Source organism: Flagellimonas sp. CMM7 (genome assembly GCF_021390195.1).
Taxonomy (GTDB): Bacteria; Bacteroidota; Bacteroidia; order Flavobacteriales; family Flavobacteriaceae; genus Flagellimonas.
Map to the genome: position 1 here is coordinate 1,368,008 of NZ_CP090003.1, position 24,448 is coordinate 1,392,455.

The window sequence follows — 24,448 nt, forward strand, 5'->3', positions numbered from 1 at the left end:
AGATGACCTCAAAATTAAAATTATTAACCACACTCATGATTTTATTTTCCATTGCAGATACCTATTGTCAAAATTTTGAATTTGGGGTTTCTGGAGGATTATTAAATGGTTCAAGTAGGGTTATGGAAAACAATGCAAGCGCATCATACTCGGATACTGGATTCTATTTGGGGCTATATTCTAAGATTCAATTGAACAAAAAAATCATGATAATTCCAGAAATAGATTACGGAAACCTGAACGATAGTAGTTTTGGTTTTCTATCGGCAAGGGTTGGATACTATCTTAATCACAGTTTTTATTTACAAGGAGGTGGACAAATGACCTATTTGTTTGATGTACTTAATGATGAGATATCCAAAACTGGACTGGATTTATCACTCGGTATTGGATATGATATAACCAATAAATTTAATATTCAGGCGAGATATGCGCTTGAATTAACCAATAGGATTAAAGAGCCAACCACAGATGTGAAAGGAAAATTTAATTGGTTACACATTGGTTTGGGCTATACCTTTTGATTTAATCAAAGAAGAAGGAAAAGTGCCTGTAGATAAATACCGCTTTCCATAGGAATAAGGAATCTTTTATCCATTGCAAATCACGAAAACCCGATTATCCCTGATACTCTGATGTACTGGGAAAAGGTAAATATTGTCTAATCTAAAACTAAAGTGCCCATGAAATAAAAATTGAAGACGGTGATGTTCCGCAAACTATTCCAATCATTAATAAAAAACTAAAAAGAATGAATAAAATTTATTTAACAGCATTTCTATCAATTCTAACATTCATCGGATGCAGCAAGAGTGATACGGAAACATTAGAAAAAAATCAAGACACAACTTTTAACGTTCAATTTGATTTCCAAGTTGAGGTAAAGAATGACATGTTGTCTTTTCCAACTAGAGAAGACTATGATTTGGCGCTGGATTATTTGGGGCCAATGAATTCCCAAGAGTTTGAAGTTTGGGAAAACAAACTTGGATTTAAATCAATGAGATCGGTACTTCCTTTGGTTGAACGAGAAAGTATAGGAATATTTGATGATTTACTTGCGACTTTACTAAACAAGGAAGGGGTAATAGAAATATCTGGCAATGTTCTAAAATTGAACTCTACCCAAGAAACAGTATCTGTAATTGATTCAAAAGAATACGATAAATCATTAGGGTTCAAAAATAAGAACTCTAAAATTTTCAGTACTGATGATAATGTTCTTGATATTTTAGAAGGCATCGAAAAACAGCCTCTTGCTTTAAAATCAAGGTATTGCCCAAAACGAAAATTATCCTGGCACCCAAATAGTAATGTAGCCTCAAAAGTAGTATATCAAAAAGCAGGGTTTCTAAACTCACTTGTGGCATCCATACAAAATGTAAATGGAGCTTTTGAATCAGAGAAAGAAACCTTTGGTCTCTCATTGATTACAGTGGGTAATAATTTCTGGAGAAATAAGAAAAGAAATGGGACCTTCAGTAAACCCACTTCAAGTGCAACTTCTTCAAGAAAAAGTTATAGGCCATATTATTCAAGTAGGAGACTAACTAGTTATCGCTTTTCTGTTGAGTTTAAGGCACAAGAGTTTGGACAGGGTAATCAAGGATCATTCCATAAAAGAGTAGTCACAATAGACTGTAACTAATAATTAAAATCAAAATGAAAACAAAAATCGTATTTAAATTCCTAATTTCCTCGTTTTTAATTGTTTCATGTTCGGAAGAACAGATTGAAAGTTTGAGTGGAGTAGAAACCGAAGTTGGTTTAGCCGAAGTTCAAATGGTCAACAACAAATTAAAATTTGAAAATCAAGAATCGTTGACAGCTTTCATGGAACAGATGGATGAAGATCAACTAAAAAGCAAAATAGAATCATTGAGTGCTAAAGGCTTTTCTTCTCTACGACCTTTTTTTGATGAAAATGATGATTTGGCAATAGATAATTTTCTGGCCAAAAAGAAATCGAAAATCGCAAAAAAAGGATTAATGTATAGTTTAAAAAGTGATACTGATGAGATCGACATTGACGATGAGGTCATAACCGACTCTAGATTTGCAAGCATTTTAAATGAAGACAGGGAAATATATGTTGGTGATGAATATTACATATATACAACAGGAGGGCTATATTTTTCAAAAATCGAAGATGAACAATACCTAAAGGATTATGTTGCCGAATTGGAATCCCAAGTTTCCAGTAAATCACAATTTTTGAAGGAACTTAAAATGCCTTGTTATGACCCTAATGAACACCAAAACCAAAAAGCAAGCAAATCCTCAGATGCAATTAACATTAGCCCAGTAAAAGGACAAATTGAGCAGATTGACTCTAAAGTCAGTCGCTATAGTTCATGTGGTGGTTCTGGGGGAGGGTCTAGTGGAGGAAGTTCAGGAGGATCTTCTAGTGGAAGTTCGAGCACCAGCAATGATATTCCATTGCTAAGACCACAAAGTTTCAAAAGCTGCGTGTACTCTGAAGACAGCATTTGGCAGAAGTTATTTGGAAATCGGCTTAGATGTAATGACTACCACGATTCAACCCATAGGGTTCAAACTATTTTTTGGAATGAAAATTACAAATTATGGGCATCTATCGGATCACGGGTAAAATATCAAAAGAAAAGATTAATTGGATGGAGTGAATCAGGTACATCAGATTTTGTCGAAATGGGTATTAATATGGTAAAATTCACATACAATCATGTAGTTCCACAACACAATCCCTTTTCCACATCACATGTAACTTTTAAATATAAGGGACTGACATATGCAATGAACACAGGTCAACCCATTTCATATCCTGCAAATCCAAATCCTTGGCCTTTTTATAATAAAGATCAAGAGTTTTTTACATTAGATATAATTATTGATGATAATGTTGCCAATCCACTAAAATTGAGTGTTGACACAGATTTAGGAGATCTGAATAGAGCATCCAATGATCTAATAAAAGCTGCGGCAAAGTCACTGCCAAGTGTTTTAAATCTTAATAGGGATATGAAAGACAATAAAGTAGGGGTCAGAATAATTAAATTTAGCAACAATAAAACAGAAATGGCCGTTTCAAATAGAATATCAAGAGGAAAATCCTATACTTGGTATCGCTATGATTTAAATTTTCTTCTAAGCTTTGAGGTAGACTTAACTGATGGAAGTGTAGCTTTACAAGAATTGGCAAAACAATTCAAGGCAAAAAAATATGATGTTGGGGAAATTGATATATATGGAGCTGCTTTGAGGGGAGGAAAATGGAAAGGAAGGAGAATAATAGGAAGAACCGATTAGACCATAACAATATAATTTGAAAGATATGAGGAAAATAGTTGTTGTAATTGTTGCTTGTTTGTTTTTTGTTACAATTAAGGCCCAGAGCGTTGATTTAAAAAACAACGTTGTTTTGAACGTCATAAACCCAGGAATAAGTCTTGAGTGGGTCATTAGTAAAAAGGGGTTGATTTCAACAGATGCCGGTATCGGTTATTCAGGAGCTTTTGATGAGATAACGATTATCGAAAATAATGGCTTCAATTACGTGATAGCACCTTTCTTAGGGGTTCAGTATAAGTTGATATACAACAGAGAAAATCGTAAAAACAAAGGAAAGTCAATAAATTTTAACTCAGGCGACTTCATATCTTTTAGGGTTAGGGGAAGAGGACCTTCGATAGCTGAAAACTTAACAAGAACGGATAACATAGATTTTGTCATCGGCCCGACCTGGGGTTTTCAGCATTCCAACAAAAAAATACGGTTACAGCTGGATTTTGGACCTCAGTACTATTTTGACACCCTAGGTAACGCTGGATTTTTCCCACTGGGAATACATTTTAACCTTGGATTTAATTTATCAAAATAATTGTAGGAAATAATTTATATAACAGGGGAGTTGAAAAAAAATCAACTCCCCTGTTTATTATAGACTGTTCATTTCACTTTATTTTTATCATAGGCATTTATCAATTTGCTTAGACCAACGCGTGTAATTGTCTCAACCGATTTTGCTTGGCCCCAGTTGTGATCTTCATCAATTAGGCGGTTATCAACACCTATGACCACGGAGTTAGAGATTAATTCACGCTTATTTAAGTCATAGATTCGTATTTCTATGGTGGCTTCGTTGGTTTTAGTTGCGGAGCCTATGTTGGTAGAGCCAACGAAACCGGTCATTTCATTCTTGGAGTTCTTTTCATTGATGCTTATTAAGTAATCACATTTTGTCGCGATTTGGGCATTTTTCAAATCTGAGTTCGACATTTCGAAAGGGAATTGAACCGGTACGATTCTGACATTTCGAAGTTCATCTAACCGGATAAGAGAATCACCAAGGATTTCTTTAAAATAGATTGTGGAATAGTCATAGATGTCAGGAGGGTTATTTGAGCCATGAGGTTTGTTCATAACCCATTTCCCCTGGTTAAAATCCAAGGTTTTTCCTTTTTCAAATGAATATGAGTACTTTGGGGCATTGCATGAAAATAGAAAGAGTAAAAGAAAGAGAGAGAGAGAGATTAAAACTTGTTTCATTTTATAAGGTTTGCTATTTAAGTAAATTAATAGCTACATATATTATGCCATATTCTATGAAACATTGAGGAAATAGAATTAATAAATGTTCATTATTTCATCATGGAATCAAATAACCTAATTGACCTTCAATTGAAAGTATGCATTGTTTCTTTTAATGTTAAACATTTATGAAACAATCATTTCATTAGCTTCATCCAAAATACGATCATCAAAATCTTTTAGGTATATTTCAGTGGTCCTGATGGAGGAATGTCCAAGTCCTTCGCTAATAATCTCAGTGGATATTCCCATATACTTTGCTATTGTTGCCCATGAATGGCGTATATAATAAGTAGTAAAACTTCCCTCAATACCAGCATCCTTTGCAATAATCTTAAGACGCTCGTTCATCCTTCTTCTCTGCGACTTATACTTTTGGTAATGTTTGGAGCTTCCATCATAGTTGGTCGGCAATAAGTACTCGGAAGGTTTTTTACCATTGATGTAATGATTCAATATGTTCTGTAACCCTTCTGTAATCTTTACAGAAAAGGGATTGCCCGTCTTACTTCTACCGTAATATAAGCGTCCGTTGGAAATATCCTTTACCTTGGTCTTGACCAAATCAATAAAGTTCATGCCCCTACAATAAAACATGATGAGAGTATAATTCTTTGTATGCCAGAGCGGTGAACCAAACTCATAGCGCAGTTCTTTAATGTTAATGATCTTCTCCTTGCCCACTACCCTTTTTTTGGTTCTTGTGCTTGAAGGAATCCTATATTGCTCAAAAGCGTTTTTGACAGGTATGAACTTATCTTCTTGAATTGCATTATTATAAATGGATCTTATGGCCCTTAGATATATACTGATGGTATTTTTGCTATTGCCCCTTCCTAAATGGTAGGCTTCAAAATCCTTTAAAAAAGAAACCGTGATATCATAGAGCATTATATCTTTACCCTTATTAAACTTTACCAACGCATCTATCCCGTCCTGGTACCACTTCGCAGTTGCAGGGCTGTTTGCACTCTTCTTTCTATCGGTAACCACTTTGCCCCATACTGAAATTGAAACTTGATTATCTATCTTATGTCTGATTTCTGAGGTTGGATTATAGTCCCATTTTTCTTTAATGTGATCTATAAACCCTTGAAAGTCCAGTTTATCAATACTGCTCCCAAGCTCCCTTGCCAACTCTTTGGCAGCATATAATTTCCCGTCCAATTCTCGGTTGATCTCATCGCAATCAAGATTTCTGTTCATAGCGGCTGATTTTTTCAATCGCGAATTTCTATCGTCCCAGCCATTTATTGAAGTATAATGACCTAGCCTTATCAAACTCTGTTTTTTATGAAAAACACGCAAAACAATCGGAAAAAGACCATGCCTGTTCCTAGCATTTTTCCGTGTGTCCAAGGCCAATCTGATAAGTGCCATATTATGCTTGATTTTCTATTTAAGGTACAAAAAAATGTGCATACTTTGTGCATACTTTTTCTTGAAATCAAAGCATTTCAAATGAAACCAAATTTCATTAAATAGTTTAAAATCAATTATTTATGTTGTTTTTGGTTTTTGCAAAATGGTCAAATTTCAGTCTGTCACGCAGGGGGTCGCGGGTTCGAGTCCCGTCCAGACCGCTGAAAATTTATTAAATTTCAGCATAAAGCCTGTAAATCAATGATTTGCAGGCTTTTTCATTTTATTTGACTCCAAAAAATATCATCTAAAACTATATAAAAAGTGCGGAATTCGGTGCGTATTTTTCCCTTCAAAAAACCCGCTCCAAAATCGATGTAATCAACTGTTAAAGAAATCCTTACAACTAAATTTTAACATTTGTTTTTGCTACTTTAAGTGAGGATTTTAAACCCCGCACCTATGTATGGCAAAATGAACATCCTTTTTTATCCCAAAAAGTCAGAAAAAAATGCCGATGGCACTGTTATGATTTACACACTTGTTACAATTAATGGCAAGCGTAGCGAGTTTAGTCTGGGTCGTCGTGTGGACGAACATAGATGGGATTCACGAGGAGGGAAACTGAGGGGTACCAGCTCAGAAATATCCAATTTTAATCGGTTTTTGGACAACGTCAAGAACAGGCTCTATGATATTTATGATTCTCTTTTAAAAGAACGGGAGGATATTTCGGCAACCATTATCAAAAATATTTATTTAGGTAAAGAAGGTAAAGAGCACATGGTTCTAGAAATCTTCGTGGAGCATAATGATGAAATGGAAAGTTTGTTGGGCAAGGGCTTCACAAAAGGCACTTTACAACGATATAAAGCGGCTTACAAGCACGTTTCGGAATATATTCAGCATAATTATCACAGAAATGACATTCCTGTCCATAGGGTTGACTATAAGTTTATTTCTGGTTTAGAGCTCTTTTTGAAATCCAAACGAAATTGTGACCACAACACAGCTATTAAATACATAGTGAATTTTAAAAAGATTATCCGCATTGCTTATGCTAATGAATGGATTACTAAAGATCCTTTCTTTCATTGGAAAGCAAGTTGGAAAACAAAAGAAAAACAGTACCTAACTCAAGAGGAACTTAATATATTGAGAAACAAAAAGTCTTTTTTACCACGTCTAGATTTGGTTCGGGATATTTTCGTTTTCTGTTGCTATACAGGACTAGCTTATTCAGATGTCAAACAATTACAGTCAAAACATATTGTAATTGGGATAAACGGGGATAGATGGATAAAAATGCCCCGAAAGAAAACCAAGGCAATAAGTAGTATTCCGTTACTCCCTGTTGCCGAAACCATCATCGAAAAATATAGCGAACATCCTTATGTTGTTGATGGCAAAGGAATATTACCTGTTCTGACCAATCAGAAATCGAATGCTTACCTTAAAGAGATTGCCGATGTATGTGGAATCCGTAAAAACCTTACAACACATTTGGCCAGACATACATTTGCCACAACCGTTACCCTATCTAATGGAGTTTCAATTTCTTCAGTGAGTAAAATGTTAGGACATCGTTCCTTAAAAACCACTCAAATCTATGCCAAGGTTCTTGATAGCAAGATTGCGGATGAAATGGAATTATTAAAAGAAAAGATACAACAGAATGAAACCTCAAAGGCAAAGAATAAAGGTAAAGTTGAAAACTAAAACTGTCTGCTTGGAAACATCACTTTATTCCCTTAAAGAATTCTTCTAAAGTTATTCCATGAATAGCAGTAATTTTTAATAAAGTTTCAATCTTAAAATTGCTGCCATTTTCTAAAGCCCAGTAACCTCGCCTAGAGAAACCATTATCAATTGCAAATGTCTCATAACTAGTATATCCAGAACCCAATCTTAGTTCTTTTATACGTTCACCTATCCGTTTTCTCCTTTTCTCTAGCTCTTTCTGGGTCATGATGGAAATTTCATCAAATCCCAATTAATGAATTACGCATTGCAGTGCGTGATTTTTTTTTGTAGTATTGTCAGTAAAAGTTTAAAACAACAACATATCCGATTTGTGATTAAAACTGAATTATGGAGAATAACATTACCTATCTCCTATGCATGAAAGAAGAAGCTCTATTGCTCTATGAAGAATCCATCGATTTACTGATAGAGTCTGACTGCAAAGATTTTATGGTTTATAAACTTGTAGATGGTAATAGGAAGTACCAAACAGATATCAATATTTGGTCAATTGAAACAGAGATTAATGAACATTTTTATTCTATACTACATCTCAACCTTTGCCAAAAGTTCAGACCCATTTCAAAACCCTAGTTATAAATTCAAGGATTATTTTGAAATTATCCCGATTTAAAATAAAAAGTTCTTTAATTGAGTACTATTAGAATCTGATTATTTACGTTTTTGAATTGTATTCTACACGACGACGATAAGGAGTGGTTTGGAATAGCAAGAGGATAACACGCTCACGCGATGTTATAAATCATAAATTATTGATTATCATACATTTAGATTCACATCTAAAGTTTTAGCATTTCCAATTTTACTGTAAAAACGTTGGGAGGCCTTAATTTTCGGGGAATTTTTACAGCAAAAACAGAATCCACAATTTATTTTGGCATCTTTTAATGCAAAGTAGTAGTGCCCTATTTTGATGGCATCTTTCGCTCATTCTCCCGATTCGCTATGCCATCTAAACAGGATCCAGCACTAAGTTTTGAGGTAAGTATTTGGGACGCCTGCAGCGTAAAACACTATTTTGCTCGCTAAAAATTACAGCTCATGAGCCGATTAGAATTCTTATTCGGCTCAAAAAGAGTAAAATGTAAAATATATTCGCTACCTATCTTCTAGATTATCAGAGTTTTTTAATAAATCAAAACATTAATGATAAACCACCGCTTTGATGAACTTTTGGCAAGTCTAGAAATAATGTTATGCTCTACCTTCCGGTCTCAGCAAATACTTCTTCTGGTATTCGGTGGGGTTCATTCCAGTTGTTTTCCTGAAGGCTGAGTAAAAGGCAGATGGGGTATTAAACCCCACGTTATAAGCTATACTTTCTATTTTTGTTTCTTTTAAAAGGCTTTCATTCAATTCTTCGATTGCATCATTTATCCTAAAATGATTAATAGTTTCTGGGAATGTCTTTTTATATTCTTTTTTTATGATTTGTGATACCATGTACGAAGGTATATCCAGCTTTCTGCCTAGTGAATCCAAAGTTAGCGTAGGTTCCAGATACACTTTCTCAATCTCTACAGTGTTTTTAACCTTATGGATTAGCTGGGGATTCAGTTTTTTAGCCGGACGTGGCCTTAGAGCAAGAAAATTTGTTTTTATCGCACCTACTACAATGACTAGTAAAATTATTGCAATCGCAACAGTTCCCATAGCATAACTAATGATTGTGTTCATATAAAATTGAAGAACGAAAACAACACCCATGAGTGCTACAGCAACTAACAATAAAAAATTCCAGGAATTGTATTTAAAGTTTGAAGTATTTTTACATCTGATAAATGAGAAGGCCAGATATATAAATAGCAAGGCAGTGATACTTCTATAAAAAACACTTGAAAAATCCGGTACTATTGCTAAAATAATACTACCAATAATAGCTGGTAAAAGGTGAACATAATCCTTACGCTGGATTCTTGTTGTGTTAGGTTTATCCTGATATTGGAAATAAAACCAAATTATAGGGCCAATACATGCCAACCCAAAGAAACCCATAGCTATACCTAGGCTTGGAATGCTTCCTGAAAAAAAAATAATGGACTTGAGAACACGCAAGGAAATAGCAATGAACAAAAACCCCAATAAGATAATTTTCAACTTGCTCGCTCCTCTCATAAGGAAAAAATAAAGGGAAGCCAGAATACTTAATGATGCAACATTTCCAGAGAAAAAGGCCAAAACCAACAGTGTATTCATTTTAAAAACATCTTAAGATTTCCGAAATCAGGACTACTAGCATATGTATTAATGTTACAATTGCCTTGTAATAGACAAAATACATTTCAATCTGTTTCTAAAAAGAATGTTAAAAATTGGTATGGAAAAACGATTTAGGATTTTTAAAAAACAATTTCAAATAACATTTTTACCATTTATAGTAGGCTTCATTTCCTATTCTCAGAGTTCTGACAATAATTACAATCGAAAAGCGAATACTATTGACAATGTCATTAGCACTTTATATGAAGTGATTTCTGGTGAAAAGGGTGAAGAAAGAAATTGGGAACTAATGAGGTATATCTACCATCCCAATGCCAAGTTAGTGGCCACTGGAAAAAATAGACAAGGAAACGTTGGTGCTACCTACGTAACTCCTCAGAGTTATGTCGAAAATTCGGGAAAATGGCTAATAGAAAATGGTTTTTTTGAAGAAGAAATTCATAGAAAAGTAGAGGTTTTTGGGAATATAGCACAGGTATTTAGCACTTACCAATGTTTTAAAAGTAAGAAGGATACCAAACCCTTCATGAGGGGCATCAACGGTATTCAGCTTTTAAATACGGGCGATCGGTGGAGAATCATAAATATCTTCTGGCAACAAGAAACCGATGAAAACCCTATACCAGAAGCATATTTGCCTAAGTCGTGACCAATCTTCTAACTATTACTCCTAGCAGTTAAATAAAATATTTTGAGACTAAGGAATATCATTTTTAATGACAGAGGTAATGTAAGGGTAAGTTTTAGGCTTTTGTCCTTTATATTGCTTTTTCAGATTATAGGGATACTCCTAATAAAGATATTTGTTCCTTTCTTCAAGGAAAGTGGGTTTTACCTATCCTTTATGGTAAATGTTCTTTCTTGTTTGGCCGTTCTCTTGGCACTGTTTATATATTCAAAATATATAGATAAAAGTTCCTTCGCAAAGTACGGGATGTATCCGGGAAGGGCTACAGGGATTCATTTTATCAATGGCACTTTTACCGGTATGGCATGTTTATGGGTTGTTGTTGTTCTACAAAAATCTAACTCTACAATTAGCTTTGAACCAAGTTCAATTTACCTAGAATACAATATATGGATTGTCTATCTTTCACAAGCTCTACGATATTTTGTAGGCAGCATTTTTGAAGAGGTATTAACTACTTCATTTCTTTTCATTCTGGTCATTTATGCTTTTACAACCAAATCAAAATGGTATGTGCGCAGACAGTGGATTGCCATAATGATTTCAGCACTTTTGTTTGGTCTCATTCATAGTTCAAATCAAAATGCAAATTTCCTGGGCATTTTTAACTTAATACTTTTTGGTGCGATTACCACCATAAATTTTGCAAGAACAAGAAATCTTGCTTTTGCTATTGGGTTTCATAGCCTGTGGAATTTTACCCAAAACGTTCTTTTTGGACTTCCTAACAGCGGTAAACCAGCTGAGGCATGGATTTTTAAGACAAATTTACAGTCTTCTGACCTAATTTCAGGTGGGAATTTTGGGTTGGAGAATAGCATTTTGAGTTCGGGAATTCTTATCATAATCCTTGTATATCAGTCCAAAAGATTTAAAAATTCAGTTCAATTTAATAAACATTAAAATGCAGCGAAAAACTATCCTAATCTGTTTTTTTACACTTTCTTGGGTAACACATGGACAAGAATCTACTGAAGGTAACTTGGTTTATGAAGAACTGGATTCAGTTCAACAAGTAATTCACACTTTAGAAAAATCCTTTCAAAAAATGACCGTCACTGATGGGATAGCAAACGCTTTTGCCCATTTCTCGGCTCCCGACAGTCAGTTAAATCGAAATAATCATTTAATAAAAGGGAAAGAGCAGATTTTTGAATTTTATGATAATGTAATGTATTCCCATGCCAAGGTGGATTGGGAACCTAATCGTATAGTCGTCGGTAAAGGCAATGATTTAGCATATTGCCAAGGGAATTATGTTTGGGAAATTCCAGATAAGGATGGAAAGTTAAAAACTTATGAAGGAATTTATCTGACTATTTGGAAAAAGCAACCAGATGGTTCATGGAAATACGTCTGGGATTAATAATTAAACAATATGTGAAATGGAGCGTAAACCTGTCGCAAAATTTGGGGTCCTATTATCAATTATATTAATCACCTATTTTTTAATTACGAATTTGATAGGGATATCAGGCAGTAATTTAGTCGGATGGCTCGGGTACTTACCCTATGCTTTCATTGTTTATTTTGGACTCATAAAAAGTGAGGATTTATATGAAAGGTACAAGACACGATTCCTCTTCGGTGTACTGGTAAGTCTTATCGGTGCAGTATTGAGTTCAATATTCATGTTTGTATATCTTAAATACGTCGATGACCTGATGATTAGAACAGCCGTTGAAACTCAAATTAGTAGTTTGGATAGTAGTAGTGAGAGTTACAAAGAGATGGTGTCAAAAATCAAATTAGCTATTACCCCTACTTTTTACTTAATCTTTGGGGTCATATCCGGATCTGTAATCGGTACCATTATTTCTGCCCTGATTCCACTCCTTCTTAAAAAACAAAAACTTGAAGCTTAGTTTTTTTCGAGGTCATATCATAATATTATAATCTCATTGATAATGAAAAAAAAGTTAATCATCATCGTAATGCTATTTTCTGCAGGTTGCTTTGCCCAAGAATCCACTAGAGAACTAAAGCAGATGAATTTTTCAGGAACCGGTTACAAGCTGGGCTTACAGCATGGTAGTCAGTTAAAAGAAGAAATCGCCGCTATCATCAAAGCATGGAAGACAAATACAAGCAAGCAATTGGGAAAAGATGCAAATGAAGTAGTTGCGGATTTTTTTGAATATGCAAATTTCATTAAGGCCATTAAACGCTGGACACCTGAACTTTATGAAGAAATTATCGGAATTTCAGATGGTTCGGGGCAAAGTTTCAGGGATGTTTTCGTGCTTAATCTCCTGGACGAATTCTGGGTATATGTAAACAACATCCATAATCATCATTGTAGTGGATTAGGTGTTCCGGCAATGAATGGCAAGCCAGGATATATAGCTCAAAATATGGATTTGGAAAATTACACGGATGGTTTTCAGATGCTTATGAGATTAGAACGAACAAAAAATAGGCCAGAACAGCTTATTCTGACCCACCCTGGTCTCATTGCTTTAAATGGCCTTAACGAAAACGGAATTGGGGTTTGTGTGAACACCTTAATACAACTAAGGGCCAATGCCCATGGATTGCCTGTTGCCTTTATTATTCGACGAATAATCAATACAGATAATAAAGAAGAAGTATTGGATTTTATCAATAAGGTCAATCACGCTTCAGGGCAGAATTACATTATTGGGATACAAGGGGAAGTCTATGACTTTGAAGCATCTGCAAATAATGTTGTTCGATTTGTCCCTGAGAATAAAAATGGTACCGTATACCATACCAATCATCCTTTGGTCAATACCGATATTAAACCATGGTTTGAAGCTTATAATCCAAAACCCTTAAATGGGCAAAATTTATTAAATACCGATAGTCACTTTAGATACAGGGCAATAGAAAAGCGGATGACAACGAAAATAGAATTGACAAATCATTCTCTTATCGAGGCATTAAGATCGAGGGACAATAAAAAGAACCCGGTATGCAAAACAAATCTTAAGAATGAATGGGGGTTCACATTTGCCTCAGTTGTAATGACACTATCGGAAACACCCTACCTTCAAATTACTGCCGGACCTCCTGACGAATCTGAATTTGTAAAAATTGGTTTTGGAAAGAAGGAATAATCAGTTAGACCACAACCATCAAACCAAAATGTATTTAAATAAAAATTGATACAATTATCTATAAAATCAAGTATCATGAAAAAATGTAAAAAGGACCATAAGATATTTATAGCGGTATTTTTATGCATTCCATTCTTAGTGAGTGCACAATTTCATACGTTAAAAATACCCCGATCAAGCAATAAAGTAATTGAGACCCAACAATTGGGAGTTACCGATGTGACCATTGACTACAGTAGTCCGTCAGTCAATAATAGGGAGGTCTGGAATGACATTGAGGTCATTCCACAAAGTGGAGATCCGATTGCTTGGCGCGCAGGTGCCAATATGAACACGACCATTTACTTTTCAACCGATGTGTTGATTGAGGGGAAAGTTTTAAAAGCGGGAACTTATGGTTTTCATATTATCCCAAATGATAACAATTTTACGCTCTTGTTTGCCCATAACAATAATCAATGGGGTAGTTATTATTTGGATAGAGAGAAAGACGTAACGATGGAGGTTAAAGTTCAAGGCGAAGAATGCCCTTTTTCAGAAAAGTTGGATTATGAATTTTTGAATTGGTCTGAAGATTCGGTGACCATAGCACTAGAATGGGCTGACAAACGAATACCTTTTAAGGTTTCGATAGATTTGAATAAGACAGTAATTGAGAGCTTTAGAAATGAGCTAAGGGGCATAAATACCTATCATTGGCAGGCCTGGAATGATGCGGCATCTTGGTGTTTACAACATAACACAAACCTTGAAGAAGCATTGGAATGGGCAAACAGGTCTATACAAGGGGGATACCATGGTTTCGCCGCTGAAGAAAACCTTACCAATTTGGTGACCAAGGCTCGGTTGCTTAAAAAATTAAACAAAGACGACGACCTCACTACCACCTTGGAGCAGGCAGAACATTTGGTCTCAAACCCAAGGGAGGCCAATATGATATCGTTTTTAATGCTTCAGCTTGAGCAACCTAAAAAGGCTCTTGATTTTAGTAACGGTATGTTGGTCAAATACCCTGATGCTTGGTTTTTAAATATCAATAAAGGCATCAGCTTCTATTTTATGGGTCAAAAAGAAGAAGCACTTAAAGAACTTCGCGCCGTTGCAGAGATTGCCCCAGAGCAATTTCAAAAAAGGCTAGGTGAAATTATCCAAGAAGTGACCGAGGATACTTATAAAATGCCCAATGGTTAAGTCTTTACGCATGAAAACAGTCTTAAGTTTCCTTTTACTGTTAGGTATTCAGTGTTTTAGCCAGACTCAGCATAAAAAAGCAAATTTGGCCGAAATCAATGAACTTACCAAAAAAATGTATGATATCATATCATTTGATAATGGGAATATACCTACATATGACCTCAGTTCCATTTACCATAAAGAAGCAGTAATTGGTGTAGTCGACACCACTCAAGTTAGCATATTTACCGCCATTGAATTTGAAGAGGGGAACAATGCATATTTTAAAAAACATAAGATTGTATCCTTTAAAGAAAGGGAATTAGACGGGATTACCCATTTTTATGGTGGAGTAGCTGTACGTTACAGCCCCTATGAATTTAACCTTAAATCAGCTGAACGTGAGGTGACCATAAGGGGAGTAAACACCATTCAATATGTTAAAGTACCTGAATTGGGTTGGCGTGTTTATTCCATTTTTTATAGCGATAATACTTCATATCCTGATTTGGCTAAAGAGTAATGAAAAAACAGATTTAAATAGGATTTATGAAACCCTCACGAAGAACATTTTTAAAAAAAACCTCCATCGGAGCAATAGGGCTGGGTATACTTCCGACCAGCATCCCAACGCCAAGTTTGGATTTTTATGACGACATAAAAAAAGGAATCAATCCATGGATAGAACTTTCAAAAAAGGACTATTTAAAAAACGCTGAAATCATTTCAAAGATGGCACAAGGAAGTTCTGTTTTGGCAGTGCTTAAAAATAACGCCTACGGTCTAGGAGATGTTGAAGTGGGCAGTATTTTAGATGATAGCCCGCATGTAGATGGGCTTGCTCTTGTTAAGGATGTACGTTGTTTGGCTCTTCGGGAGAAAGGAGTGCAAAAACCGATATTACTCATGGGCGATTTTTCCGCAAATTTAGGGGTTGAGCTTGCAAAAGCTAACATTACGTTCAGTGTGTTCTCAAAAGAATCTATGGCAAAAGTTCAGGCCTTGGCCAAAGTAAACCGCACAAAAATTAAAGTGCAACTCTATTTTGATACGGGACTGGGACGTATGGGAATGGCATACAGCAAGCCATTGGACTGGGTGACTGAATTGGCAAAGATTGAGAACATTGAAATTATAGGACTATTTTCAACACTTACTACTCCAATTGACTTTGCGCAAGAACAATTGAGACGTTTCAATTCACTTACAAGCCGGTTAAATGCTTTGGGAATTGAGATGCCTCAAAAACATATTGCTCCCTCCCAGTCTATATTAGAATTGGAAGCCTCGCACTTAAACCTCGTACGCCCAGGTATTTTGTTACATGGTTCATACCCTTTGCAAGGCATGCCACAATCTAAACAGTTTTCCCTTACCCCCACTTTCAAGCTTAAAGCTAAAGTGATCCGTATGGAAAAACTGAAACCAGGGGACACCATTGGTTTCTCAAGATTCTATAAGGTGAAACAGGAAGAATGGATTGCCACCCTACCAATAGGATGGGCAGATGGTTATGCCAGTTCAGCTGAAAATGGAGCTAAAGTCTTGATAAACGGAACGCTTTACCCAGTGGTCAACGTTAATGCCAGCCATTGTAATTTGGTTATTGGCCGGAAAAAAGATGTTAAGGTCGGTGATGTGGCCACCTTAATTGGTCCTGACGTCCCTGAAATTAGTCCTGAAGGTTTTGGCAAAGCTATCAATGGGCATAATTACCTGCAAATCAATTACAAAGAATCTATCCCAAAAATCGTACTTGATGAACTGGTGTAAAGGAACCATTCAATACATCCTGTTCATTTCAGTATGGATTGCTAATTGTCAAAGTAAATACATTACTGTTGGTACGGATAGTATAAAGGTATATGTAGAAGATATAGGTAAAGGCAAACCTATTGTCTTTATTCCTGGATGGACGATGACCTCCCAGTTCTTTTCAAAGCAAAAGGATTATTTCAAGAATGACTATCGATACATTTCCTATGATCCGAGAAGTCACGGAAAATCGACCAAGACGGAAAAAAGAAACACCTATGAAGACCATGCTAACGATCTAAATGACCTTATAAATAAACTTGAACTTGATGATGTGGTATTGATTGGCTGGTCGAGCGGATCAGCCACTATATATGAATATGTAAAAAAATATGGTAGTAACAATATAGACCGTGTCATATTTATTGACGAGCCCCCAAAATGGATTGGAGATACCTCAAAGGAATGGGTCTATGGCTCTTTTGACGAATACAAAGAAAGTTTGAAAGACCTAATCAATGACCGATTCGGGTATGCCAAGGGTACCGTGCAATGGATGTTGCAAAAAAATGGAGATGCCAAAGAACATAACTGGATGGTAGCGCAAATGATGTTGACCTCAAATAATGCTGCTTTGAGCCTTTATATAGATGGATTGACAAGCGATTACACTGAAGAGGTAAAACGTATGGATAAGACAACATCCTTGTTGTATTTGGTCAGGGAATCTTGGTACGATCAGGCAAAACAATGATTGGATAGGAATGCGCCTCTTTCGAAAGTACTGCCTATAAAAAGCCATGCAATGTTTTGGGAGGACCCAGAGAATTTTAATGAAATAGCAAAAACTTTTATCGATGATAGTTAGACCTGTTACAGCTCTCAATCAAATGATTTTTTTTTAATCTCGTTTAAGCTCATCAAACAAAATTAACATAGGGCCATAGTCCAATTCGATCGCTATGACCTCAAAATCAATGGAAAATCCATGTTCAAAAAAAGTATAATACTGACTATCTCTTTAATCGGCCTTTGGGGCAATGCACAAGAAAACATCACAGGAAAAGTTGTTGACATAGATAATAATGCCATAGCTTTTGCCAATGTTGTGGCCAAACTAAAAACCGATTCCACTTTGGTAAAAGGTGCCATTTCTGATGATAATGGAAACTTCAACCTTTTGATAAAAGAACCACAAGCGTGTTTTTTGACAGTCTCCTACCTAGGGTTCAAGTCCAAAACCATTTCTTCAATTGTTTCCAGCAATTTGGGAACCCTTGTTTTACAAGAGGCGGCAGAACAGTTGAACGAAGTAGCCGTAGTTTCCCAAAAGCCCTTTATCCAAAGGGAACAAGATAAACTTGTTGTCAATGTTGAAAACAGTATTGTTAGCACGGGGAGTACTACATTGGAGGTATTGGGAAGATCTCCCGGAATCACCATAGATCAAGATGATAATATTTCACTGAGCGGAAGAAATGGTGTGCGCATATATATCGATAATAAAGATACGCGTTTACAAGGTGAACAATTGGCCAACCTGCTTAGAAGTCTTCCTTCATCCAATATTGAGAAAATAGAGATTATCTCAAATCCATCAGTACGATACGAAGCGCAGGGAAATGCAGGGATTATCAATATCGTGACAAAAAAAGGAAAGCTTTATGGCACTAATGGGAGTTTGACGATAAGCCCTGGCCACGGGAGATATTTTAGATGGAGCAACAGCATCGACTTTAACCATAGAACTGAAAAAATGAACATTTTTGGGCAATATTCGTTTTCGGATATGAACCGCTATCAGGAGATAGTGATTGATCGTACCTTTCTTGATGGTGACCAGCCCATGGCCATTTATGACTTACAAAATGATTTTGAACTACCTCTCAGCAATCACAATGCACGTTTGGGATTAGATTTCAACGCCAGTGAACGCACAACTATTGGATTGTTGTTCTCTGGACTCAGAAGCATACAAAAAAATAGATCTACCAGTAATGTGTCGGGGTTTGATATTGCAAGAAATCCAATTTCAGAGGAGTTGACCACTACCGATATTAAATCAGATTGGAACCAATTTACAGCTAACTTGAATGCTGGACATCGTTTTAAAAATAAATCCAGCCTCGATTTTAACTTGGATTATGCCCGATACACCAATGGTTCAGACCAAAACTTCGTTTCTGATTTTGAATTTTTCGATACGGGCAATACCGCTCAAGACATTTTGTTAGGTGATGTGGATGGATTTTTAAATCTCTCTGGAATTACATTGGACTATAGATTACCACTAAAGAACGGTAATGTATTTGAAACTGGCTGGAAGAATACCTGGGTAACTTCTGATAACGATCTAGAATACGTAAATGACCAGAATGGCACTATAATTCTGAATGAAAACCTGAGCAACCATTTCATCTATGACGAGGCAATATATGCCGCCTATGTCAGCTACAGTATCAATAAAAAGAAATGGAACGCTCAATTGGGGTTAAGGGCCGAGAATACATTTATTGAAGGAAACCAGGTGACTACGAATACCGTCTTTGAGAACGATTATCTCAATTTTTTTCCGACAGCTTCGTACAATTATACCTTGAATGAAAAGAATGCATTGGGAGTTTCATTTGGGAGACGTATAGATAGGCCTAGTTACGGGCAATTGAATCCATTCAGGACCTTTGTTAATACCAATACCTTTAGGGAGGGGAACCCTTTTCTTCAACCTCAATTTACCTGGGTATCGGAACTTAATTACACTTTTAAACAACGTTACTACTTCGCCTTAAATGTAGGTTACACTACTGATAATCTCAACAACGCCATCATTCGCAATAGTGAAGAAGAAGTTGTTGTTGTAAAACCCATTAACATTGATAGGTTGAAAAGCTACTCTCTTGTTGCCAGTTTTCCTGTGCGGTTTTGGAACTGGTGGGAAAGCAATTGGAACGTCAATGCTTCAGTAAGCGATTTTGACGGTGAGATCAATGGATTCAACTTTGACAGAAACAATCCCGTGGTAACCATAAATACCAGTCATAATTTTAATTTGGGAAAAGGGTATCGCTTACAACTAAGTGCCTTTCATCTGTTCCCCAGTTATGCTACAATCACTAAAATCGAAACCATATCTTCAGTCTCCTTGGGTTTTCAAAAGAACATATTGAAGGATAAAGGAACACTTCGATTTAATTTCAATGATATCTTTTGGAACCAGTATCCCACTGGTAGGACCCAGTTTGGTAACCTTGATGATACTTTCACCAGTTACAGGGATACACGTTACGCGACTTTGTCGTTCACATGGCGCTTTGGTAAACAAACCGTTCAACCACAACGTAGAAGGCAATCAGAAATACAAAATGAATTGAACCGGGCTAGACAAACGGAGAATAATGGATAATTTAAAGCAAAAGGAATTATGAAGAAATCAATCTCCATAAGTGTTTTTTTTCATGCTGCATTTCATACACAAAATTGCTGCCCACAATTAAAAATGAAAAATATACAGAGCATTCTGCTTAAACTATTGATAATCCTCCTACTGTTCGGATGTAATGAGAAATCTAAAAATGAGGGAGGGAATGAATTATCTAGCAGTGATAGTATAAGCTCAAAATATTTTTTGAAGCTTACTGGGCACATTTCGCCTTACATGACGTATAGGCCAAGAATTCCAATTACAAAGAAAGAAGCCGAAGACACCAATCACTATAAAGTTGACTACGATTCTGAAGGTAGGATAATCAAGGTAATGCATTATTCAAAAGGTCTCTTAAACAATTATTCATATTTCGGTATTGCTGTTGTCTCATTGGAATATAAGAACACGCAGCTAATCCGTAGATACTTTGACCATAACAACAAACCGGCAAGTGTTAGAAGGCATTTCTACGGGCGTGGAGAAAATCAAGGTATTCACAAGGAAGTCTTTGAACTTGATGCTGATGGAAGAAGAAAATCCCTGGTACTTTATAATGAAAAAGATGAGCAAATAGAAACAGAATATGGTACGTACAGATTTGAGTGGGAAACACAAAATGATAGCTCTTTCATTCAAAGAGCACTCAAGAAGAATGGTGAGATAAACATTTTGATGGATTATTTCGATTTTTATGTCACCCATATTACTACGGATGAAAATGGATATCTTGATTTAATAAAAAACTATGGGAAAGACGGTAAAGAACTTGTACTAAGCGAGAAGAAAAAAGCGGCCTACACAGATTTTGATTTTGATGAATACGGGAATGAGGTATCTTATACCTTTCATGACGAAGATGGAAATCTTGTGGATAGGCAAGACACTGGTTATGCGTCTTTTGGGTATGCTCAAGTCAAATATATCCGTAAAACTCCCTCCAAAGGTGTCAATGATGGATTAGAAACTGTTTTTTTTGATAAAAACAATCGTAGAGTTACTGCTAGCGATAGTGTTGCCAGGCATGTACGCTACCATAATGATAATGGAGACATAATCGCTTTCGAATACTATTCACTTAATGAAGAAAAGATTATTCCACCGGGCATAGGCTACTTTCGAAGCGAACGGCACTATAATAAGAGCGGGGATATAAAGGAAACCAGGTACTATGATACCGATGGACGGTTAACCAATAACCCAAGTGATGGGGCCGCAATTGTTAAGCTCATTTATGATGACTCACGAAATATTTTAAGAATCGAGAAACAAGATAAATTCGAAAATGTTTTGAAGGATTAACTCACTAATGAAAATATGTTGCTACTCCAGAGTTGAAGGAACTTTGTTCTTTGTTTCTACAAATCATCCTTGGTAACCGGTATTTTTCTGATTCTCTTGCCAGAAGCATTAAAAATGGCATTTAGTACAGCTGGGGCCAATGGAGGCGTCCCAGGTTCACCAAGTCCGGAAGGGCGCTCATCACTTTCAATAAAAACGACATCAATTTCTGGTAGTTCATCCATTCTAAGTACTTTGTTATTGTGGAAATTACTCCTTTGTACAATTCCATTCTCAACTTCCACCCCCCCATATTTTACTGCGGATAGTGCCCAGATAATGGCACCTTCGATCTGTCCTTTTCCAAAGTGTGGATTTATTACCATACCGCAATGAACAATGGCAGTGACCTTGTCCACTGTAAAGCCAAATTCCTCATCCATGGTCACTTCGACAATTTCGGCACAAACCGTATCACCGAAATTTGCAATGGCAAACCCCATACCTTTTCCTTTTCCGGTTTCTTTTGGCCATAAACTGTTCTTTTTAATATGGGATATGATATCCAGTTGTCTTTGCCTTACCAATTTCTTTCTGGGTAACAAGTACTTTATTGCCCAGTCGGGCATGGTCTTAGGATCTCCCCAATCAACTTCATGACTCAATAGTTCCATTCGATAGTCCAAGGGGTCTTTTTGAAGTTTGTGAGCTAATTCATCTACAAAACATTCCTTGGACAAGGCTGCAGAATGTTCCCCAACACTGCGCCAAGCACCTTCATGCAAAAGGGTTGGAACCAAAGTGCGATAACAACGGATATTGGGGAAAGCATAATAGTGCTCCCATTTTTCGACCCAGGTTGCATAATCAACAGTACAAATGGCCCTGTTTTCTATACCAACGACTTTTTTTTCAGGTGTGATTGCTGCTCTTAAATAATTTTTTAAATACGGCTGAAAATGATCGTTTCTAACTTCATCCTCCCTGGTCCAAGTAATTTTAACGGGTTTTCCGATTTTTCTCGATACAAATGCTGCTTCTATAGATGTATCGGCATGGTAGCGCCTACCAAATGACCCTCCTGAGTTTAGATCATGTACAACCACTTTTTCTGGAGGTAGTTCCAAAACTTTGGCAACTTCTGAAATGGTTTGTTCAGCATCTTGTGTCCCCACCCATATCTCACATAAATCTTCACGAAAATCTGCTGTGGCATTTAGAGGTTCCATTAGGGCGTGGGCTTGGTAAGGGTTGTCATACTCCATTTCCACAACCTCATTATCACTGTTGGCAAAGCCCTCCTCAACATCACCCAAATCCATGGTCCTTTGACCAGGTGTGTTTTTTACCGCTCGCATATCACTGTTCAGGGAAGCTAGGCTTCTGGGGCCATTTTCGCCCCCATCCCATTCGACCTTAAGTTGTTTTCTGGCTTTGAATGCTATCCATGTAGATGTTGCCACCACCACAATCCCTTCATTAACATATCCCAATACTGGATTCAATAAGCTTTTAATTTCCTCGGATAAAACTATTGGAAAAATATCTAGAACGCCTTCCACTTTTTTCGCCTCTGTAACATCGTAACTTTTGAGTTTGCCTTTATAAATGGGACATTTTTCTATTGATGCATAGACCATTCCCGGAACATCCATGTCTATACCATATTTGGCCTTTCCAGAAATAACATCTTTAGTAATTCGATTTTTAATCGGCTTACCAATGTACTTATAGTCCCCCGGCTCTTTTAAAGTAACATTGTCTGGAATGGGTAATTTGGAAGCAGCCTCGGCCAGTTCACCAAACTCCATTTTTTCATCGGTGGCAAGATTGGTAATGATACTATTCTCCACCTTTAATATAATTGGATCTACATCCCACTTAATGGCTGCAGCTTGCTTCAGCAATTCCTTGGTGGTAGCACCTGCTTTACGAATAGGGTCCCAGGTCCGGGAGATGGAGCCACTGCCACCTGTAGTACCCATCTCATGCCAGGTATACTTGGGACTGTACTCCACTTTCTTAATCTTTATCTTATTCCAATCTGCATCCAGTTCATCGGCTATTATTGTAGGTATGGAAGTTCCTGTGCCCTGTCCCATTTCATGCTTTGTCAGCATTATTGTAATCTCACCATTGGTGTCTATGGAAATAAAATTGTTGAACTCAACTTCTTTTTCATTCTGATTTAACGGTCTTACATTTCCATACATTGGGAGGCTAAGGGACAATACTAAACCACCTCCTGCTTTGCCGCTAACTTTCAAAAAACTCCTTCTGGTGATATTCATGACTCTATGTTTTTGGCTGCTGCTTTAATGGCTTTACAAATTCGGGAATACGTACCACAACGACAGATGTTCCCTTTCATGGCCCTATTGATCTCCTCATCGGTTGGATTTGGAATGCGCTCCAAAAGAGCTACCGCCGTCATGATTTGTCCTGATTGGCAATAGCCACATTGCGGTACATCCTCTGCTTCCCATGCCATTTGGACTGGATGATCGGATTTCTCTGACAAACCCTCAATGGTAGTGATAGATTTATTATCTACGTTTTCAATGGGGATGCTACAGGATCTTATTGGCAAACCATCAATGTGCACAGTACAAGCACCACATTGAGCAATACCACAGCCATATTTTGTGCCGTACAACTTCAGCTCACCCCTTAAAACCCACAGTAGTGGCGTATCTGGGGAAACATCAACGGTGTGGGTTTCATTATTGATTTTCAAAGAATAATTTGCCATCATCTATTGATTTTGAATTGCTTTAATTGAGTTTTTGTTAAAAATGCTCCTTCATTTTCCCAAGTGTTTTGGATGTAATTAAGTACATCCACTATTTCCTTTTCCGTAAGTGAAATAGGCTTCATTCCTGCATCGAACCCAGAACCATATTTTATGAGTTTCAGGGCTCTTTGAGTTTGATCTGTTGTAATATAATCTGATTTTACAAGGGAGGGATATGCTCCTTCAATTCCTTTGCCATCTGGTTGATGACAACTTATGCAATTAGTGATGTAAACTTCTTTTCCATTGGCAATACTCTCTTTTTCTGCTTTTGGCTTACAGGATGATATAGCCAAAAAAAACAAGGATACAATCAACAATTGTTTCATACACAGGGCAGT

Annotated in this window: 24 protein-coding genes; 17 read left to right on the forward strand and 7 right to left on the reverse strand. The window is 36.6% G+C overall.

All coding sequences use genetic code 11. The features are described 5' to 3' along the window. Positions 1-2 precede the first annotated feature (2 nt). The 4 genes from LV704_RS06245 (at position 3) to LV704_RS06260 (ending at position 3,859) form a co-directional block, all read left to right on the forward strand. Complete coding sequence (locus tag LV704_RS06245; RefSeq protein WP_163421208.1) at positions 3-524, forward strand: outer membrane beta-barrel protein; 522 nt, start codon at positions 3-5, stop codon at positions 522-524. Between the two features lie 227 nt (positions 525-751). Then, the gene (locus tag LV704_RS06250; RefSeq protein WP_163421207.1) at positions 752-1,648 is read left to right on the forward strand and encodes a hypothetical protein; all 897 of its coding nucleotides are present in this window, start codon (positions 752-754) and stop codon (positions 1,646-1,648) included. A gap of 14 nt (positions 1,649-1,662) precedes the next feature. Next, positions 1,663-3,288 carry a hypothetical protein gene (locus tag LV704_RS06255; protein WP_163419783.1) on the forward strand — a complete coding sequence of 542 codons (1,626 nt, stop codon included), beginning with the start codon at positions 1,663-1,665 and terminating at the stop codon, positions 3,286-3,288. 25 nt (positions 3,289-3,313) lie between these two features. Next, entirely contained in the window at positions 3,314-3,859 is a 546-nt protein-coding gene (locus LV704_RS06260; RefSeq protein ID WP_163421206.1) for a hypothetical protein, read from the forward strand. A gap of 68 nt (positions 3,860-3,927) precedes the next feature. Here LV704_RS06260 and LV704_RS06265 read toward each other — a convergent pair whose 3' ends face one another. Next, entirely contained in the window at positions 3,928-4,527 is a 600-nt protein-coding gene (locus tag LV704_RS06265; RefSeq protein WP_163421205.1) for a hypothetical protein, read from the reverse strand. 168 nt (positions 4,528-4,695) lie between these two features. Then, positions 4,696-5,949, reverse strand: a complete 1,254-nt coding sequence (locus tag LV704_RS06270; protein WP_163421204.1) for a site-specific integrase — start codon at positions 5,947-5,949, stop codon at positions 4,696-4,698. 456 nt (positions 5,950-6,405) lie between these two features. On the opposite strand from LV704_RS06270, the gene LV704_RS06275 reads away from it, so the two are divergent. Then, positions 6,406-7,650, forward strand: a complete 1,245-nt coding sequence (locus LV704_RS06275; RefSeq protein WP_233782157.1) for a site-specific integrase — start codon at positions 6,406-6,408, stop codon at positions 7,648-7,650. A 19-nt stretch (positions 7,651-7,669) separates the two neighbouring features. On the opposite strand, the gene LV704_RS06280 is transcribed toward LV704_RS06275, so the two are convergent. Beyond that, entirely contained in the window at positions 7,670-7,900 is a 231-nt protein-coding gene (locus LV704_RS06280; protein WP_163421202.1) for a helix-turn-helix domain-containing protein, read from the reverse strand. 122 nt (positions 7,901-8,022) lie between these two features. Here LV704_RS06280 and LV704_RS06285 point away from each other — a divergent pair, with 122 nt between their 5' ends. Beyond that, complete coding sequence (locus LV704_RS06285) at positions 8,023-8,268, forward strand: hypothetical protein (protein ID WP_163421201.1); 246 nt, start codon at positions 8,023-8,025, stop codon at positions 8,266-8,268. A gap of 621 nt (positions 8,269-8,889) precedes the next feature. Here LV704_RS06285 and LV704_RS06290 read toward each other — a convergent pair. Next, on the reverse strand, positions 8,890-9,879 hold the full coding sequence (locus tag LV704_RS06290; protein ID WP_163421200.1) for an AraC family transcriptional regulator: 990 nt from the start codon (positions 9,877-9,879) through the stop codon (positions 8,890-8,892). Positions 9,880-9,997: 118 nt separating this feature from the next. On the opposite strand from LV704_RS06290, the gene LV704_RS06295 reads away from it, so the two are divergent. The 11 genes from LV704_RS06295 (at position 9,998) to LV704_RS06345 (ending at position 21,334) form a co-directional block, all read left to right on the forward strand. Further along, positions 9,998-10,564: a hypothetical protein gene (locus LV704_RS06295; protein ID WP_233782158.1), complete on the forward strand. Its 567-nt coding sequence runs from the start codon at positions 9,998-10,000 to the stop codon at positions 10,562-10,564. 42 nt (positions 10,565-10,606) lie between these two features. Continuing rightward, entirely contained in the window at positions 10,607-11,506 is a 900-nt protein-coding gene (locus LV704_RS06300) for a CPBP family intramembrane glutamic endopeptidase (RefSeq protein WP_163421199.1), read from the forward strand. A 1-nt stretch (position 11,507) separates the two neighbouring features. Beyond that, the gene (locus LV704_RS06305; RefSeq protein ID WP_163421198.1) at positions 11,508-11,969 is read left to right on the forward strand and encodes a DUF4440 domain-containing protein; all 462 of its coding nucleotides are present in this window, start codon (positions 11,508-11,510) and stop codon (positions 11,967-11,969) included. 19 nt (positions 11,970-11,988) lie between these two features. After that, positions 11,989-12,468 carry a DUF4199 domain-containing protein gene (locus LV704_RS06310; protein WP_163421197.1) on the forward strand — a complete coding sequence of 160 codons (480 nt, stop codon included), beginning with the start codon at positions 11,989-11,991 and terminating at the stop codon, positions 12,466-12,468. A 42-nt stretch (positions 12,469-12,510) separates the two neighbouring features. Then, positions 12,511-13,683, forward strand: coding sequence for a C45 family peptidase (locus LV704_RS06315; RefSeq protein ID WP_163421196.1), 1,173 nt, complete (start codon positions 12,511-12,513; stop codon positions 13,681-13,683). Positions 13,684-13,758: 75 nt separating this feature from the next. After that, entirely contained in the window at positions 13,759-14,874 is a 1,116-nt protein-coding gene (locus LV704_RS06320; RefSeq protein ID WP_163421195.1) for a DUF2911 domain-containing protein, read from the forward strand. Positions 14,875-14,884: 10 nt separating this feature from the next. Further along, positions 14,885-15,379, forward strand: coding sequence for a hypothetical protein (locus LV704_RS06325; protein ID WP_163421194.1), 495 nt, complete (start codon positions 14,885-14,887; stop codon positions 15,377-15,379). Positions 15,380-15,405: 26 nt separating this feature from the next. Further along, a complete protein-coding gene (alr, locus tag LV704_RS06330) occupies positions 15,406-16,629 on the forward strand; it encodes an alanine racemase (RefSeq protein WP_163421193.1) in 1,224 nt (407 codons plus the stop codon). Beyond that, on the forward strand, positions 16,616-17,365 hold the full coding sequence (locus tag LV704_RS06335; protein WP_163421192.1) for an alpha/beta hydrolase: 750 nt from the start codon (positions 16,616-16,618) through the stop codon (positions 17,363-17,365). Before alr ends, LV704_RS06335 begins: the two co-directional genes overlap by 14 nt. A gap of 234 nt (positions 17,366-17,599) precedes the next feature. Continuing rightward, positions 17,600-20,014, forward strand: a complete 2,415-nt coding sequence (locus tag LV704_RS06340) for an outer membrane beta-barrel family protein (protein ID WP_163421191.1) — start codon at positions 17,600-17,602, stop codon at positions 20,012-20,014. A 93-nt stretch (positions 20,015-20,107) separates the two neighbouring features. Continuing rightward, positions 20,108-21,334: a hypothetical protein gene (locus LV704_RS06345; protein WP_163421190.1), complete on the forward strand. Its 1,227-nt coding sequence runs from the start codon at positions 20,108-20,110 to the stop codon at positions 21,332-21,334. A 56-nt stretch (positions 21,335-21,390) separates the two neighbouring features. Here the strand turns inward: LV704_RS06345 and LV704_RS06350 are convergent, their stop codons facing one another. The 3 genes from LV704_RS06350 to LV704_RS06360 are packed head-to-tail and all read right to left on the reverse strand — an operon-like array spanning position 21,391 to position 24,436. Beyond that, the gene (locus LV704_RS06350; protein WP_163421189.1) at positions 21,391-23,604 is read right to left on the reverse strand and encodes a xanthine dehydrogenase family protein molybdopterin-binding subunit; all 2,214 of its coding nucleotides are present in this window, start codon (positions 23,602-23,604) and stop codon (positions 21,391-21,393) included. Beyond that, complete coding sequence (locus LV704_RS06355) at positions 23,601-24,065, reverse strand: (2Fe-2S)-binding protein (RefSeq protein ID WP_163421865.1); 465 nt, start codon at positions 24,063-24,065, stop codon at positions 23,601-23,603. The genes LV704_RS06350 and LV704_RS06355 overlap by 4 nt, the downstream gene beginning before the upstream one ends. Continuing rightward, complete coding sequence (locus tag LV704_RS06360; protein ID WP_163421188.1) at positions 24,065-24,436, reverse strand: cytochrome c; 372 nt, start codon at positions 24,434-24,436, stop codon at positions 24,065-24,067. Before LV704_RS06360 ends, LV704_RS06355 begins: the two co-directional genes overlap by 1 nt. Positions 24,437-24,448 lie beyond the last annotated feature (12 nt).

Coding starts and splice junctions, on each gene's coding strand:
- LV704_RS06250 (WP_163421207.1), top strand. CDS start 752: ATGAATAAAATTTATTTAACAGCATTTCTATCAATTCTAACATTCATC.
- alr (WP_163421193.1), top strand. CDS start 15,406: ATGAAACCCTCACGAAGAACATTTTTAAAAAAAACCTCCATCGGAGCA.
- LV704_RS06280 (WP_163421202.1), bottom strand. CDS start 7,900: ATGACCCAGAAAGAGCTAGAGAAAAGGAGAAAACGGATAGGTGAACGT.
- LV704_RS06350 (WP_163421189.1), bottom strand. CDS start 23,604: ATGAATATCACCAGAAGGAGTTTTTTGAAAGTTAGCGGCAAAGCAGGA.
- LV704_RS06275 (WP_233782157.1), top strand. CDS start 6,406: ATGAACATCCTTTTTTATCCCAAAAAGTCAGAAAAAAATGCCGATGGC.
- LV704_RS06335 (WP_163421192.1), top strand. CDS start 16,616: ATGAACTGGTGTAAAGGAACCATTCAATACATCCTGTTCATTTCAGTA.
- LV704_RS06265 (WP_163421205.1), bottom strand. CDS start 4,527: ATGAAACAAGTTTTAATCTCTCTCTCTCTCTTTCTTTTACTCTTTCTA.
- LV704_RS06340 (WP_163421191.1), top strand. CDS start 17,600: ATGTTCAAAAAAAGTATAATACTGACTATCTCTTTAATCGGCCTTTGG.
- LV704_RS06305 (WP_163421198.1), top strand. CDS start 11,508: ATGCAGCGAAAAACTATCCTAATCTGTTTTTTTACACTTTCTTGGGTA.
- LV704_RS06360 (WP_163421188.1), bottom strand. CDS start 24,436: ATGAAACAATTGTTGATTGTATCCTTGTTTTTTTTGGCTATATCATCC.
- LV704_RS06270 (WP_163421204.1), bottom strand. CDS start 5,949: ATGGCACTTATCAGATTGGCCTTGGACACACGGAAAAATGCTAGGAAC.
- LV704_RS06310 (WP_163421197.1), top strand. CDS start 11,989: ATGGAGCGTAAACCTGTCGCAAAATTTGGGGTCCTATTATCAATTATA.
- LV704_RS06315 (WP_163421196.1), top strand. CDS start 12,511: ATGAAAAAAAAGTTAATCATCATCGTAATGCTATTTTCTGCAGGTTGC.
- LV704_RS06255 (WP_163419783.1), top strand. CDS start 1,663: ATGAAAACAAAAATCGTATTTAAATTCCTAATTTCCTCGTTTTTAATT.
- LV704_RS06260 (WP_163421206.1), top strand. CDS start 3,314: ATGAGGAAAATAGTTGTTGTAATTGTTGCTTGTTTGTTTTTTGTTACA.
- LV704_RS06285 (WP_163421201.1), top strand. CDS start 8,023: ATGGAGAATAACATTACCTATCTCCTATGCATGAAAGAAGAAGCTCTA.
- LV704_RS06345 (WP_163421190.1), top strand. CDS start 20,108: ATGAAAAATATACAGAGCATTCTGCTTAAACTATTGATAATCCTCCTA.
- LV704_RS06325 (WP_163421194.1), top strand. CDS start 14,885: ATGAAAACAGTCTTAAGTTTCCTTTTACTGTTAGGTATTCAGTGTTTT.
- LV704_RS06355 (WP_163421865.1), bottom strand. CDS start 24,065: ATGGCAAATTATTCTTTGAAAATCAATAATGAAACCCACACCGTTGAT.
- LV704_RS06320 (WP_163421195.1), top strand. CDS start 13,759: ATGAAAAAATGTAAAAAGGACCATAAGATATTTATAGCGGTATTTTTA.
- LV704_RS06295 (WP_233782158.1), top strand. CDS start 9,998: ATGTTAAAAATTGGTATGGAAAAACGATTTAGGATTTTTAAAAAACAA.
- LV704_RS06245 (WP_163421208.1), top strand. CDS start 3: ATGACCTCAAAATTAAAATTATTAACCACACTCATGATTTTATTTTCC.